The following is a 15,109-nucleotide window of genomic DNA, read 5'->3' on the forward strand; positions in this document are numbered from 1 at the left end:
TTCTGAGATCGGGCGATTTGTATTGAAAAACGGTTTATTATTAGGTGCTTACGTTTAAACTGCTTAGTATATTTAGTCATAGTAAAACCCCCGATATTGGATTCTGGTCCAATACCGGGGGTTCACTTCAAGCTTTAAAATTAGCGCTCTAATTTTTGTAGTTTTTGATTTTCATCTAGTTGGGAAACGCCACCTAAATGAATTTGTTGCAAGATCCGCATCGTCCACCATAACAGCACTAAGCTGACAACTAAAATACCAAGCAACACAGCTGCCGAGCTCCAAACTTGCCCGTTACCTAAGCCTGAAGTAATGGCTTGTCGGAACCCAAGAATTGAATAGGTCATCGGAATATACGGATGGATCGCATTATAAAATGAATTTGTGACTTCCATCGGGAACGTCCCACCAGAACCACCAAGTTGTAGCATTAGCAAGACCATCGCCACAAAACGACCTGGATTATCGAAGGCCATCGACAACAGCATGACTAAGAACATCGATGCTAAGGCAAAAATGATTGCAATCAGGTAGAACGACCCAATATGATCAACTTGCAAGCCGAATAATAACATCAGGCTAGCTTCCAAAACGGCCATCATGATGGCAACAACGCCACCAACGGAAATTTTGCTAAAGAACCAAGCCGTTGCTGACTGGCCCTTCGTTGAAATTTTGCGAATTGGGTAAGAAAAGTTGAAGACAATTGCCCCAACATATAACGCTAATGATAAAACGTACGGTGCTAATGCATGACCATAATTTGGTACATAGCTATAACTCTTATGACTTAACTTCGTTGGACTAGCAAACATATCGGCCGTCTTAGCAGTCGTTTGAATCCCGTTTACTTTCTTACCGCCAGCGGTTAAAGCCACAGCTAAAGTACTGGATCCAGCATTCAATTTATCACCACCAGAGGTCAGCTCTGTTGATTTGCCATTTAACTGACTTGTACCATCAGCTAACTTCGCTACACCTGCCGTCAATGTTGGCACTTGTGCATTCAGTGTCGTTAAACCAGTAGACAATTGCGTTGCGCCTGAATTTAACGTTCCAGAATTAGCATTTAATGTCTGTGAGCCTGTGTATAATTGGCCGACACCTGAAACCAGCGTTGGCACTTGGCTGTTCATTGTGTTCAAGCCTGTCGCTAATTGACCAGTACCATTAGTGTATTGGCCGACACCTGTTGCCAACTGACTAGAGCCAGTTGCAAGTTGGCTGACACCACTAGTTAGGGTTGGAATTTGACTGTTAAGTGTTGTTAAACCACCAGCTAATGTTGAAGCACCAGCAGTTAGGGCTCTGGAATTAGTGGCTAATTTATTAGAGCCTGATGCTGCTGTGTTTACACCACCAACATATTGCTGCAAACCAGCCGATACTTGGTTAATCTGGGATAACATACTTGATTGATCAATTGTAGCTGCTATTGTTTCTTGATCAGTTGTAACGACCCCAGCACCATTCACCTGTGTATTCAACTGATTAGCATAGTCAGTAACTTTATCGGAATTAGTAGTTAATTGTTGAATACCTGTACTTAGTTTGTTCATTTTAGTAATCAAGCCACTCAACTCTGTTTGCGTTTCAGGACTCGTTATATCGCTACTTTCACTTAACAAGCTCTGTGCTGAATCAATCATAGTAGGTAAGCCAGTCATTAATTGTTGTGCAGTTGCAATTGTAGATGCACTTGGCATAGCGTCCATTAATTCATTGATTGAAGTTAAATCAATACCACTCAAAGCTGTATTCAAGGTTGTCCCCACTCCTGCTACAGCTGTTGCATTATTTTTTGCAGAAGTAGCATTGGATCCTGTCGATTGAATTGCCGCATTTAGCTTAGTTTTGTCCGCATCACTTAATTTACTTTGATCGATACTTTGTAGTTGTTGTGCGGTTGTTGAACTACTTTGTGCAATTTGACCATCTGTTGTTGCGATACCGGTCAAGGTTGTTGTTAATTGGCCCTGTAATTTACTCAAATTAGTAATTTGTGTTTTCATATTGGTAATCGTATCTTGTGAATTTGCCAATTTCTGCAGCGTTGGTGCTAATTCTTGCAGTGCGGGTAACGCAGCACTTAATGTGTCCATTTGTGTTGCTACCGACTGTGATTGCTGATTAATTGACTTCATTTGATCGATCTGTGTAGATAGCTTTGATAAGTCAGTTGACTGCAAGCCAGCTTGAACTTCTTGGAGACCTGCATTAATACCCTTGTTGTAGGCATAAATACCAGCAGCAACCATTGGTAATTGTTTTGTACCCGCTACTAATTGATTCACACCACTTGTAATTTGATTTGATTTATCAGATAACGTACCTAAGCCTGTATTCAAATCACTAACACCAGTAGTGTATTGCGCAACACCGTTTTGTAATGTAGATGAGCCCGTCGTTAATTGCCCGACGCCACTGGCTAATGGGCCGACACTACTTTGTAAGGTCGAGATTCCCCCGGCAACCTGAGTAGCGCCGCTGTTTAATTTACTAGACTGCGCGGTTAGCTGGTTACCACCAGTCGCTAACTGCTGCACACCACTTGCCAATGGGCCGACACTGCTTTGTAAGGTACCAATACCGTTAGCTAAGGTGCCGACACCATTTGTATATGCGTTGACACCAGTGGCTAGTTGTGTGCCCCCAGTTGTTAATTGTTGCACGCCACTTGCCAATGGTTTCACACTAACATTCAAGGTTTGGACCCCATCATTGACCTGTGAAACTGCGACTGTATATTGGCCTAAGCCGTCATTTAGCGTAACCAACCCATTATCCAATTGGGTTGCGCCATTAGCTGCCGTGGTCATCCCTTTGCCGACCACATGCAATTGATCAAACATAGCGCTGGCATACGCATTAGTAACTGCTGCACGAATTTCTTTATCCAATGCGGTGGTTCCGACTTGACTGATGACTTCACCGATATAGTTTAGCGAATCATTGGTTTTATAGGATAACTGCATTTTCTTTGGATTCTTATTCAATGCGGTCGTTGCGTGGGCCGAGAAGTTTTTCGGCAATGTGATCACCGTGTAATACTTCTTATCCTTCAACCCCTGCTGAGCCTGCTTTGCGGAAACAAAACGCCAGCCCAATTGATTATTTTTTTTCAATTTCTGCACTGTTTGTTTACCAACATTCAAGGTTTCGCCGTTATATTTAACCGGCTGATCTTGATTGACTACGGCAACTGGTAATTCCTTGGTTTCACCATACGGATCCCAAACTGATTTTAAGAAGAACACGCTATATAGAAACGGAATCAGCGTCATGACGATCACTGATAGGAGAATCAATCGGTTGTGCCGGATGAACCGCCACTCGTTCTTAACCATTTTCATTATTTAAATCCCTTCCCACCTAAAAATTAACTTAAAATGAACCGCTACTTTTAATATCCATAAATTGCTCTAGAGAACATTTTACAAATAAATGAGCAATTTGTAGCCGGACACTTTAATACAAATGTCCGGCTACGTTTAAAAAGCGTTTTCATTTTCAGTTAACACCCAAAACATTTTCCCCCAATAACTTAAATCAAATCGGCCATATAAAGTTGCCCAAATAGCGACATCCGTTCACGTTTACGTTCCTTTTGCGGAATAAACACACCTACTTTTTCCAAATTAAAGCCGGTGATCAAACTATGTTCATCAAAAACAATTGGGTTCTTTAAAATTTGCGGGTGCGCTTGCACCAAATCGACTAATTCGTTGAAAGTTAAATCATCGTTTAACGCTAAGGCTTGAGTTGCTTTGGCCCGCTGCGCTAATAAATCGTCGGTGCCATTATCGGACATCAAAAATAATTTTGTGATTTCGCTTTTGTCCAACGGTTTTTGTAAAATATTACGAATCTGCAAACCGATATGTTGGCGTTTAAACCACCGTACCATTTTATTTTTAGCTGGGTCGCTGGTATGAAAATACATATTGATCATAAGTCTAGCCTCGCTCTCTTTTATATTAATATACGGGAATTATTGAGCAGTTAAATTGATTCAAGTCAAGTAATGCAAAAAACCGTGCAGCCTTTGCACGGTGGCGAAAATAATAACCAAAAACGTGTAGGTTACCAAGTATTCTACAACTAAGCTATGCTAAACGTAACTAAATTGTTCTTTTAATTTATTTTTCATAACATCCTGTAACCAATGCGCACAAAGACGACCAAAAAGTAGGCCGTTATCCATTTAAAAAAAGACAATTGTTGTTAACACACTAGTTTGGCATAATTATTGCCATTAAAGCGTAGAGGATCACCATCGGAAAGCCAATGGTCAAAACGGTCAACGCGGCAAAAATAACTCGTAAAACGGTGGCGTCAATACCATAACGTTCTGCAAAGCCGCCGAGAACTCCGGACACCATGCGGTTAGTCGTTGATTTGCGTAATTTAGTCATTTTTAAGCTCCTTTTTCTTACTTGACTGGTTAAGTTTATTATACGGGCCACAACGTTAACTGGCATCATGCTTTCGACCTAGTTTCATCCAGCGCTACAGGCTGAACTTCTACGAAAAAAGATTTACCTGACGCTAATTTAATGGTAAATTTGAAATGAGGCCTGCTTACCTCGTTTCTTAAGATGATGTGCCTGCTACCTGTAGTGGGCATTTTTTTATCCGTTTTTGCTGAAAAGTTGACCCTAATTAGACTATAATAGTAGTGTTAACTATATTACGAAAGCGGGGGAAGTATGATGTTACAAGAATATCGCAACATTTTAGTGCCCATGGACGGTTCTGACGAAGCTGAATTAGCCTTAGAAAAGGCAATTTCGGTGGCCAAACGAAATCAAGCTCACATTGATTTATTAAATATTCTCGATACTAAGCAATACAGCTATAATTATTCTGGCTTGATCGATGGCGATGTTATCTACAAAATGTCCGAAGATGCCCAAAAATATTTAGAGGATGTTGTCAAAAAGGTTAAGGAAACTGACAACTTTGAAGATATCGCGATTCACGTTCGTTTTGGCAGTCCTAAAACAGTTATTTCACAAGATTTTCCAGCTGAACATCACAATGATTTGATCATGATCGGTGCAACTGGTTTGAACGCTGTTGAGCGTGTGTTAGTCGGTTCAGTAACCGAATACGTTAACCGCCATGCATTACCTGATGTGTTAGTGGTCAAAACTAAGCTAGATAACCACACTGCATTAGAAAAATAATTTACGGGTGCGCAAAAAAGCAAGCCGCTAGCTGCTAAACAGCTGACGACTTGCTTTTTGTATTATTTGCTTTAATTACGTCGAATATTCGACTCGATTACGCCGAAAACGTAAGAGATGATCGCCAAAACGATGCTAGCTAGTAGCAAAGTTGTGACCATGCCGAGTATCGTTATTGCCCAAGCTATCTGCAATGCCGCCAGAAACCCAAGCAAAATGATCAACCCAACACTGGTCACCAGTGCGATCTTCCATTTTGTCTTCATCAGTTAGTTAAGCCACCTTTGCCTTTTTAACGGGCTATCCTGTCACCCCAAAACACCTGCTATCTTAGCATACTCCCTAACTTCTTGCAAAATCATCCTCATTTTCCCCACAGAAATGCGATCAGCGCGCCATCAACTACTGGATTATTTTGGTGTAAGCGACTGTGCTCAGCATTAGGACCAGTAACTTTTTGTGTTTGATAGCTGGCAGCACGCTTTGCGACTAGATAACGCAGTGACGTCGCAGAAACGACGGTCACTACTTTATCCGAAGCGGTGCCGTCTTTTAGATCGCCGTAAATATTCAAGACTTTGGCTTGATGCGGAAATTGGCGCCGCAAGTGTTCTAACCGCAAATATTCCGAGTGCACGATCAGCGGCTCACCACTTGCTTGCAAATGATTTTTGTGCGGTCGATCAGTCCACGTGGTGCCATCTTTGGGGTGTGTTGCTGATTGCTGGCCGACAATCCCATCAAAGGGGCCCGCGATAGCGACTAACTTATTAAGCCGTGGAAAAGCTGGCTGCTTCCCAGCTTGCATAGCATAGGCCACCACGGCGTAAGCGCCCATCGAATGGCCAACTAAATTAATCGCCTTGACGTCATAGCGCTGTTTCAAATCGCGCATTAACTTAACCAACCATTTGGTGTACTGCACCTCGCCAGCATAATTGTTGCTGAAAATTACTTGAATGATTGGATTGCGTTGCCCTTTACGCCAGTAGCCACTATAAATCAACTTTCCCTGTGGACTGACTGTCACCGTCAACACTTTTTTAGCCGCCCCAGCTTCCTCAGCGGCAGTGATCATTTGGTCAGTCGAATGAGCGGTGCCACGCCAACCATGGACGAACACTGTTGCTGTAGTGCTACTCAAATAACGCGAATTTTGTCGCTGCTGATACCACGTTAACAATAGTGCGGCTACACAAAACGTGCCAAATAAGCCGATCACCCAGCGTCGCCACTTTTTCATTGCTCGATCACACCTGTTCTTGCGTATTTAGCGTTACTTCATTGCAGACGTGGTGTCAGCCAGAACAAGCGCTGCTGACTTTCCCTTAACCGCTCGTGTAGCACCATCACCATCAATGGTACCATAATTCCGGCAACAGCCAAAAGTAACCACGAACCATCAGTCAATTGCTGAAAAATAGCAAAAACTAATTTGTGTAAGTACATGATGATCATCGTGTGTTTGCCGATAAACGTTAAGCCATCCACCAGCGGCGTATGCTGTAACCAATAAGCCAGCATAAAAATGGCACTACACAATATTAGCGGCAAGATCAGCGCTAATGATCGACTCGTGATTTCGTGGGACTTTAGATACAAACGCAAATCAAACACACCTGATTGTTGCGCCATGATGCCAACACTACTTAAGCCAATCACCACACCGAGCCACCACTTAGAGTGTAATCGCTGGCGTTGATACCGGAACAATTCACGACCAGCGTACATGTAAAATAGTGCGCACAGTGTCACATCAGCATCCCCTGGCAAGGAAAAGCCGAATAAAGCTGGTGCATTCGAATAGGCCGTTCCGAGCAGAAAAGCTGCAGTAACGATCACCCAGCGCAACCAATTTTGCGGCACAAAAGAGATAATGACCGTCAGTAGGACAAGCGCTAAAATGTAAACGGTCATATACCAAAATGCGCTGAGCACCCCATTTAAATGTGTACCGCCATAAATTAAATCAGCGAGCCCTTGTCCTAAGCCTTGCCAGCGATTCGGCGTAACCCACGCACTGATCAGCGTCAAAAATAAGCCGAAACCAAAATATTCGCGCAACAAGGGAATCAATTTATGCTGAGCAAACGTTTTAAACTGACCCAGTTGTAATGGGCGCAAGAAGAAGCCGCCAATCATAAAAAACAATGGCATGTGCCACCAATATAAAACTTTATAAAAAGTATCATGCTCAGGATAAGCGTGACCAACCACAACGGCAATGATGCCAATTGCTTTAGCAATATCGATCCACGCGATCCGGCGTTTTCCAGCCATTAAGTAACCTCCTCCATACCACAAAATCAGTTGATTCGCACAACTGACTAATTAAACGGCGGCAGTGCTTAGTCGCTATCTATTTTGCTAAGTTGCATATTAAAACTTATCATTTCTATTACTTAATAGTGTAGTGCAAAAATTTGAATGAAGTATGAAAAAAGTACCGTGATTTCCAGACGTTTTTGCTATGGTCGTTACCTCACCAAGTTAAATTATAAAAAGTAATTGACAAACGATAAATTTTAGAATAAACTAACAATCATTAAAAATAAATGAAAATCAAATGTGAATTCAATTGAGGAGTCCCCGTTAGGTAATGTCACCAGAAAGTATCGTTGCTGAGAAGATACCTTGCCTAACGTCAAAAGTCATTGAACATGTATCCCATACGAGGAATACTGGTTTAGCCACCACTATCAAGCATAAGCGTTGTGCAATAACGCTTAGTGAGCAATGTCATGTAAGTGATGTTGATAAGTCAGGTGGTACCGCGTTGATCGCCCTGAGGAGTTACGACTCCCCAGGGCTTTTTTTCATTTAAAATTAATCTTGTCAATAGAAAAGGAGATCTTTGTTATGCATTATGGAATTATTGGTGCCGGCGCCATGGGTTATCGGTTTGGTGTTTTATTACAGGAAAATGCAGGGATCAAAGTTGACTTTATTGATACTTGGCAACCCAATGTAGAAAAGGTTCGCGAACAAGGTGGCGTTTATGCCGCTCGTAACCACGAAAATCGCCATTTAGTCCCAATTGATATTTTCTATCCAGAAGAATACAAAGGTACGCCTGACGTTTGGATCATTTTCGTCAAACAAATGCAATTAGCTGATGTTTTAAAGCGTTGTGCTCCGCTATTTAACGACCAACAAGTCGCCTTTTCCGCGATGAACGGCATGGGGCACATTGACAAAATTCGCCAATACTTCGCCGACGATAAAGTCATCGGTGGTACAGCGATGATCGCCACCGTGTTAAACGGCCCTGGGGATGTGGACTTTATTGGTGAAGCTGGCGCTGGTGAAATGCATATGGCCAACTATACTGAAGAAATCAATCCACAAATTAATGCTGTTGCAGCCGACTTTAAAGCCGCTAATTTGAATCCAATTGTTACCGATAACTTCATGGGGACATTAATGGCAAAAGTCGTTTTCAACGCGGTGGTCAATACGTTGTGCACAATGTTCGAATTAACGATGGGCCAATTTATCGAATATCCTGGTGCTAAGGATATGGCGACCCAATTGATGAACGAGTCCTATGACGCTTGCGAACGAGCTGGTATTCAAATGATTTCTACTCGGCAAGAAGAAATCGACTCTGTTGACTACGTTAGCCGTGTTGGTAATCCTTTACATTACCCATCCATGTATCAAGATTTCTCCAAAGGCCGACCAACCGAAGTTGATTACATCAACGGCTACATTGCTAAATTAGGCCGCGAACACGACTACGTTTGCCGCACGCACGAATTTATCACTCATGAAGTCCATTTAGCAGAAATGATGCGCAAATATAAGAAAGCTTAACCTAGCCACGCTACTATTTTAGTTAGTTAATTAGAAAAACCGTCTCACGCTGTATCTCGCGTAAGACGGTTTTTCGTATACTCAATTTAGTTGCTGCGCCGCTTTTTCCGGCACTTTGGTCACCGCTTGCCAACTAAGCACACGATCCTTACCGCGGACTTTCAGTTCCAAGTACGCATGACGCTTCAGCGGCCGTTCCTTATTGCCGGTAAACTCTAAAACCTGTTTGACACCAGCCTTGTTATACGCGGCTAATTTGTAACGATAATCGACAACCTCACTGCCATCATCTGCCTTTTGTACAATACGTTCACCTTTAGTTGTGATTTCAGTATAGTATAACTGGCTGCCAAACTCGTGCTGGTACAAGCCGTAGCCAGCACCTAAAATCACCAAACCCACTAAAAAATATAGCCATTTACGCATCATGTATAACCTCCCACACTTTTTCATCAGTATACAAAGGCAAGTACAAAATAACCACTAACAATTTTGTAAGCTTAGTGTTCCGACCAGGCTGCTTTCAACATGCTGGCAATCCCCAGACCCAAGCCCAGTAGGATTCCAAGCGCGAGCAGTAACCAAAATAACCAGCCCAGTGCACGATCAGCGTAACGGCTTTCCGCCAGAACACCAAGCATCGCGCCAACAACTGTCCCAATCAACAGCCGGCTGCCAAAAGTAAGCCACAATAATTTAAATGTAACTTGCTCCAATTGAGCGTAATACGTTTGCCACTGCCGATATTCTGGATTGATCACCAATGGATTTTCGGCTGAATCAACTAAGAAAACGATCTCCGCCTGGGCCAACGCAGCAGCTTCATCCATGTCATCCTCCGCTTCACGCGCCTGAATATAATCGATCATATAACCGGCTAACTCATCGGCTTCGACCAAATGTGTTTTCGGTGTAAACCGTAAAATACCGTGATAATGAATATCACGCCCCACCCGCGCACCTAACTGTTCAAAGTAGGTACGTTCATTTTTGACTAAGCGTAACCGTGTCTGTACCCGCGCAAAGTGCTGCAGTTCCGCTTGTGTCGTTTTACTGATCGCCAATTTTACCCATCCCCTTCTCGTAACTATTTAGCTTCCGGCGCATCGGTTTGATACAAACTAGTCGTCGATTGATCTTTATCTTCAGAGTATAAACTAGTCGACCGTTGCCCTAACTTAGTCCGTAACTGAGCCAGCTTGGTGAAACCATCAGTATAATCATAATTTTGTGGCTTGATTGGCGTGAACCCTTTTGGCGTATAGAAACGCAACAAATTACCATTATTCAACTTATCTGATAACCGCAATGCCGTGGTCACTTTATTCTGATTCGTATTGACCTGTGTTTTTTGCTGTTTAGTTAATTTGGTCAACTCTTGACCCGTTTTTTGATCATACACTTTACCATCTGCCTTGGTGTACTGCGGACTGACCCAGTCACCGTCACGAAACGGTACAACTTGATCATGTTGTGGCGAGAAAACATCCGTCCCAAATTGGAGATATTTCTTCGTCTTGATTCCTAACAAATGCTCTAGCGTCGGTAAAACATCAACTTCGCCGGCATATTGCTGCTGGATGCCACCACTTTTTATCCCTGGAATGTGGATCATAAATGGTACCCGCTGCATTTGGGCGTTATCATAGCTATCCCAATCGTCCGCTGATTTACCTAGCAACGGCGCTAAATCAGTATTGCGCGAATTAGAAATACCATAGTGATCGCCATATAAAACGATGATCGACTTTTGATACAAGCCCGATGCCTTCAAATATGCGAAAAACTCTTGCACTGATTGATCCAAATAATGGGCCGACTGGAAATAATTATTGACCGACGCATCAGCTGTGTTAGCCTTCGGAAAATCAGTATCTTCACTATCCATCTCAAACGGAAAATGATTAGTAACGGTAATGAATTTTGCGTAAAATGGCTGCTGCATTTGTTCCAAATATTTAACCGAATCCTTAAATAGCAGCTTATCCTTCAACCCATAACCAATGCTCCGGTCACCGGCAGCGTCAAAATAACTTTTGTCAAAGAAATTCTGATAGCCCATGCTTTTATAAACATTATTCCGATTCCAGAAGCTGGCAACATCACCATGAAAAACCGCTGACGAATAGCCTTGTGTTTGTTGCAGAATTGCTGGTGCTGCTTGGAACGTATTATCACTGCCTAATTGCGTGAACAATGATCCTTCCGGTAACCCGTAAGTGCTGGTTTCCAACAAGTTTTCTGCGTCACTGGTTTTACCTTGTCCAACTTGATGGAAGAAGTTAGCAAACGAATAAGTTTGCTTATCATGATACAAACTATTCAAAAATGGCGTAACTTCCTTGCCGTCTACCTTATCATCGATCAAAAATTGCTCGAAGCTTTCCAAATGAATGACGATCACATTACGGCCCTTAGCTAAACCAAACATTTGTGGATCTGCGGCTGCATAGTGTTGCTTGATATATTGCTGGACACTGGCTAGATCAGAAGTGCTAGCAGCCGCGCGCGTTTGGTCATTGCGTGCTGTTTTTACCGCGTCATTGACGGTGTAAGCATCGATCCCTAAATATTTAACAATGTAATTACGATCAAAGGTCCGCGTCAATAATTGTGGCCGGTCAATTTCACCAAGCGTTAAATTAGCCGCAAATAAAACAACACTCAACGAGGTCAACGCCAACGGCAAGTGCCGCGGTAATGGTTTTTTATCAACTTTGATCAATCTTGCTAACAATAATACAATCAAAATAACGATATCTAGCCAATACAGCACATCATGCGGCTTGGTTAGTGCTAATGAACTACCACTGATTCCGTTGGAGACCTTGGAAAAACCAGTCATCGTGTTGATCGTCATAAAGTCGGTAAATTCCCGGTAATAAATGATATTGAAGTACAACAACGCGGTATTAGCGGTGTGCAAAACTAGCAAAAATAAGTACGACCACCATGGTTTTTTTATGTACAAGGCCAAGCCAAAAAACAATAACGTCGTCGCCAACGGATTAATAATCAAAATAAAATATTGATAAATTCCACTGACGCCTAAAGAAAAATCAAACGTATAGGCTAAAAGTGTCTTTAACCAGAATAAAATCAAAACTAGACTGAAAAAGCCTAATCGACTATTCACGCGTTGCCTAATCACTTTTAACAAAGTATGCCAACTCTCTTAATTAATTGTTTTCAAGGAAACTAAAAACTTGATTCAAAATTATATTTAATCCGCTTTAACTGATTCAGACCGAATAAACTCACTTGACAAAATAAATTTTACCAGTAAACTAAGTTAAGTATTCTGAAAAAGCATCTGCTTACCTTTTAGTATAGCAAATTGGCTCGTTCGAACGCCAAGTATTCCAATAATATTACACTTTTTTAAGGAGAACTGATTGATGATGAAGCAACGCAAACTTTTGACTAGCATCACTTTGCTGGCCAGCCTGTTATTGCTCCTTGTTGGCTGCACAACCAAACCCGCTACTAAAAAAGCTGGCATCACAGTGGTTAGTTCACTGAATTTCTATGGCGAAGTTGCCAAGGCCGTTCTCGGTGATCACGGCACGGTCACGTCGATCATCACCAGCCCAAATACTGATCCTCATGATTTTGAACCGACAACAAAGACGGCACGCACCGTCGCTGAAGCCGATGTTGTCATCGCGAATGGCGTTGGCTATGATGGCTGGATGCAGAAACTGATCAATGCCAATGGAAATGATGCGGTCACTAGTATTCGTGTTGGCGAGGATTTGATGCACACCAAAACTGGTGAGAACGAACACCTTTGGTACAATAAAAATACAATGCCTACTCTAGCACGACACCTAGCTAAAGTTTACGCCAAACGTGACCCTAAGCATAAGGCAGCTTACCAGCATAATGCCGAAAAATACATTAAGTCACTGCAGCCGATCAATACTAAACTTGCACAATTAAAACAAACAAGCAAACATCAAAAAGTTGCCGTCAGTGAGCCAGTTTTTAATTATGCTTTAGCTGAATTAGGCTACAAAATCAGTGATCAACACTTTGCTAACTCGATTGAAGAAGGCACTGACCCATCACCCAGTGATATCAAAGCGTTGCAAAATGTTATTCGCAAGCGTAAAATTGCCTTTTTCGTCCAAAATAGCCAAGCCACTGATAAAGTAGTCGCTAACCTGGTCACCTTGGCGCATAAACACAATGTACCCGTAATCAAGGTCACTGAAACCAAGCCGCACAATTTAACCTATCGGCAATGGATGCTGAAACAATACGAACAGTTAAGCAAAATACAAAGTGCCGCTGAATGAAGCCCGGTAGTACTTAGAGTATGTTTTCAATAGAAGTAGATTAAACGTGTTTGGAAAAGCAGATTCCTGCGCCTAACAAAATTGATTAAACGTGTTAAATAAGACAGATTATTGCATATAGCTACGCTAGGTGAACGAGCCACTGCGTGTCTCTTATCACCTAGCTAGGCTATACTCCATAATCTTAGCGTCTTTTTTAACACTCTCTATAAAAAAAAGGATGGTCCTCATGTCGCAATCACCTCTTTTAGCAGTTGAGCATTTGGCGGTCAATTTTCCTGATCACCAGGTTTTTCAAGATTTAAACTTTACACTCCAGCGTGGTCGTTTTTTGAGTATTGTTGGTGAGAACGGTGCGGGTAAAACGACGCTGATCCGCACGTTATTGCATCAATTGAAGCCTAGTGCTGGTGCAATCCGTTTTTTTCCTGATCGTAAAGCCACACGAATTGGTTATGTGCCACAATTTCGTAACCTAGATGAAGAATACCCGCTATCGATTCGTGATTTTATCAGTTTAAACTTAAGCGGCATTCATTTGCCTTGGCTATCGCGCAAGGAACGGGCCGCTGTAAAGGAAGCTTTGCGCAGTACTAATTTAACTGCGCTAGCCAAACGGCCACTAGGGATGGCTTCCGGCGGCGAGAAGCAACGTGCTTATTTAGCACAAGCTTTAGTTGAGCAACCAAATTTATTAATTTTAGATGAATCAACTGCCAGCCTCGATAATATGATGAAATACGAACTGTTGGACCTAGTTAAAAAATTCAACCATGAACAGAACTTAACCGTAATTTTCGTCACCCATGACCTGCCATTAGCTAAGCAATATGCTGATGAGTATTTGTTATTACGCCGCGATGGCTATGAATTAGGACCAATTGCTGAATTACCAGAGGACGCTTTGATCAGTGAACGAGGAGGTGCCGCCGCGCATGCTTAGTCTACCTTTTATGCAAAATGCCTTCTTGGCCAGTACTTTCATTGCAATTATTAGTGGCGTTGTCGGCGTTTTTGTCATTGCTCGCAACATGTCATTTCTCACCCATACCTTATCTGAAATCGGCTTTGCTGGTGCCGCTTTTGGAATTTTCGCCGGCTGGGCACCGTTGAACGGGATGCTATTGTTCACTATGGTCAGTTCGGTAATTGTTGGTCAAATGAGTGTCAAAGCTTCGCGGCGTGAGGCCTCGATCAGCGCCATCTCTAGTCTATTTATCGGTCTTGGTATTTTGTTCCTTTCCCTGGCCAATAAAACTTCCAGCTATGCCACCAATATTTTATTTGGTAGTATCATTGGTATTAGCCGCGCCAACGTTTTACAAGTTATTTTACTGTCAGCGGTGGTGTTGCTAGTTGTTTTATTCATCTACCGTGACTTGAAATTTGATTCTTTCGATCACATTGGCGCCCGGGTCAAAGGCTTATGGACCAATGTGCTATCAATCGTCTTTCTCGTTTTACTAGCGTTATCAGTCAGCGTTGCGGCGCAAATTGTTGGTTCACTGCTGATTTTCGTTTTACTGACCTTACCCGCCGCTAGCGCCCGCTACTTTGCCCATACGGTCAGTGGCATGATGCTAGTGGCCATCGGTATGTCGTTGATCGGCGTTTGGGGCGGCTTATATCTAGGCTACATCACTAATTGGCCGGTAACGTTCTTCATCGCCTCAATTGAGTGCTTGTTTTACCTAAGCGCCTTAGGGTATAATCATTGGCGGCAGGGATAAACCAAGTGGCTTTTCCAAAGCGCTTTTAAGTAGGATTAAATACGAATTAGACCGCGTTAGCACAAAACTAACG

The 15,109-nt window shown here is 42.5% G+C and carries 14 protein-coding genes; 5 read left to right on the forward strand and 9 right to left on the reverse strand.

The window, feature by feature from the left end; all coding sequences use genetic code 11:
* Positions 1–140: 140 nt before the first annotated feature.
* From EKM80_RS08905 to EKM80_RS08915, 3 genes are all read right to left on the reverse strand, one after another.
* Positions 141–3,347: a YhgE/Pip domain-containing protein gene (locus tag EKM80_RS08905; protein ID WP_164509541.1), complete on the reverse strand. Its 3,207-nt coding sequence runs from the start codon at positions 3,345–3,347 to the stop codon at positions 141–143.
* 197 nt (positions 3,348–3,544) lie between these two features.
* The gene (locus EKM80_RS08910; protein ID WP_125552773.1) at positions 3,545–3,952 is read right to left on the reverse strand and encodes an ArsC/Spx/MgsR family protein; all 408 of its coding nucleotides are present in this window, start codon (positions 3,950–3,952) and stop codon (positions 3,545–3,547) included.
* A gap of 280 nt (positions 3,953–4,232) precedes the next feature.
* On the reverse strand, positions 4,233–4,415 hold the full coding sequence (locus EKM80_RS08915; protein ID WP_125552774.1) for a PspC domain-containing protein: 183 nt from the start codon (positions 4,413–4,415) through the stop codon (positions 4,233–4,235).
* 297 nt (positions 4,416–4,712) lie between these two features.
* On the opposite strand from EKM80_RS08915, the gene EKM80_RS08920 reads away from it, so the two are divergent.
* A complete protein-coding gene (locus tag EKM80_RS08920) occupies positions 4,713–5,189 on the forward strand; it encodes a universal stress protein (RefSeq protein WP_125552817.1) in 477 nt (158 codons plus the stop codon).
* Positions 5,190–5,260: 71 nt separating this feature from the next.
* Here EKM80_RS08920 and EKM80_RS08925 read toward each other — a convergent pair whose 3' ends face one another.
* The 3 genes from EKM80_RS08925 to EKM80_RS08935 all read right to left on the reverse strand — a co-directional run bounded on the left by EKM80_RS08925 (position 5,261) and on the right by EKM80_RS08935 (position 7,469).
* Positions 5,261–5,455, reverse strand: coding sequence for a hypothetical protein (locus EKM80_RS08925; protein WP_125552775.1), 195 nt, complete (start codon positions 5,453–5,455; stop codon positions 5,261–5,263).
* A gap of 98 nt (positions 5,456–5,553) precedes the next feature.
* Positions 5,554–6,432 (reverse strand): alpha/beta fold hydrolase, encoded by an 879-nt coding sequence (locus EKM80_RS08930; protein WP_125552776.1) that lies wholly within the window; start codon positions 6,430–6,432, stop codon positions 5,554–5,556.
* A 38-nt stretch (positions 6,433–6,470) separates the two neighbouring features.
* Positions 6,471–7,469: an acyltransferase family protein gene (locus EKM80_RS08935; RefSeq protein ID WP_125552777.1), complete on the reverse strand. Its 999-nt coding sequence runs from the start codon at positions 7,467–7,469 to the stop codon at positions 6,471–6,473.
* 579 nt (positions 7,470–8,048) lie between these two features.
* Between EKM80_RS08935 and EKM80_RS08940 the strand changes: the two genes are divergently transcribed.
* Complete coding sequence (locus tag EKM80_RS08940; RefSeq protein WP_125552778.1) at positions 8,049–9,005, forward strand: ketopantoate reductase family protein; 957 nt, start codon at positions 8,049–8,051, stop codon at positions 9,003–9,005.
* An 81-nt stretch (positions 9,006–9,086) separates the two neighbouring features.
* Here the strand turns inward: EKM80_RS08940 and EKM80_RS08945 are convergent, their stop codons facing one another.
* The 3 genes from EKM80_RS08945 to EKM80_RS08955 form a co-directional block, all read right to left on the reverse strand.
* On the reverse strand, positions 9,087–9,434 hold the full coding sequence (locus tag EKM80_RS08945) for a YxeA family protein (RefSeq protein WP_225418850.1): 348 nt from the start codon (positions 9,432–9,434) through the stop codon (positions 9,087–9,089).
* A 71-nt stretch (positions 9,435–9,505) separates the two neighbouring features.
* Positions 9,506–10,069, reverse strand: coding sequence for a hypothetical protein (locus tag EKM80_RS08950; RefSeq protein ID WP_125552779.1), 564 nt, complete (start codon positions 10,067–10,069; stop codon positions 9,506–9,508).
* Positions 10,070–10,092: 23 nt separating this feature from the next.
* A complete protein-coding gene (locus EKM80_RS08955; RefSeq protein ID WP_318531443.1) occupies positions 10,093–12,141 on the reverse strand; it encodes an LTA synthase family protein in 2,049 nt (682 codons plus the stop codon).
* A gap of 262 nt (positions 12,142–12,403) precedes the next feature.
* On the opposite strand from EKM80_RS08955, the gene EKM80_RS08960 reads away from it, so the two are divergent.
* The 3 genes from EKM80_RS08960 to EKM80_RS08970 all read left to right on the forward strand — a co-directional run bounded on the left by EKM80_RS08960 (position 12,404) and on the right by EKM80_RS08970 (position 15,036).
* Entirely contained in the window at positions 12,404–13,306 is a 903-nt protein-coding gene (locus EKM80_RS08960) for a metal ABC transporter solute-binding protein (RefSeq protein WP_386699692.1), read from the forward strand.
* A gap of 229 nt (positions 13,307–13,535) precedes the next feature.
* Positions 13,536–14,249, forward strand: a complete 714-nt coding sequence (locus EKM80_RS08965; protein ID WP_125552781.1) for a metal ABC transporter ATP-binding protein — start codon at positions 13,536–13,538, stop codon at positions 14,247–14,249.
* On the forward strand, positions 14,242–15,036 hold the full coding sequence (locus EKM80_RS08970) for a metal ABC transporter permease (protein WP_125552782.1): 795 nt from the start codon (positions 14,242–14,244) through the stop codon (positions 15,034–15,036). Before EKM80_RS08965 ends, EKM80_RS08970 begins: the two co-directional genes overlap by 8 nt.
* Positions 15,037–15,109: the final 73 nt, after the last annotated feature.

The sequence above is a fragment of the Loigolactobacillus jiayinensis genome (genome assembly GCF_003946445.1).
In the GTDB taxonomy this organism is placed as follows: Bacteria; Bacillota; Bacilli; order Lactobacillales; family Lactobacillaceae; genus Loigolactobacillus; species Loigolactobacillus jiayinensis.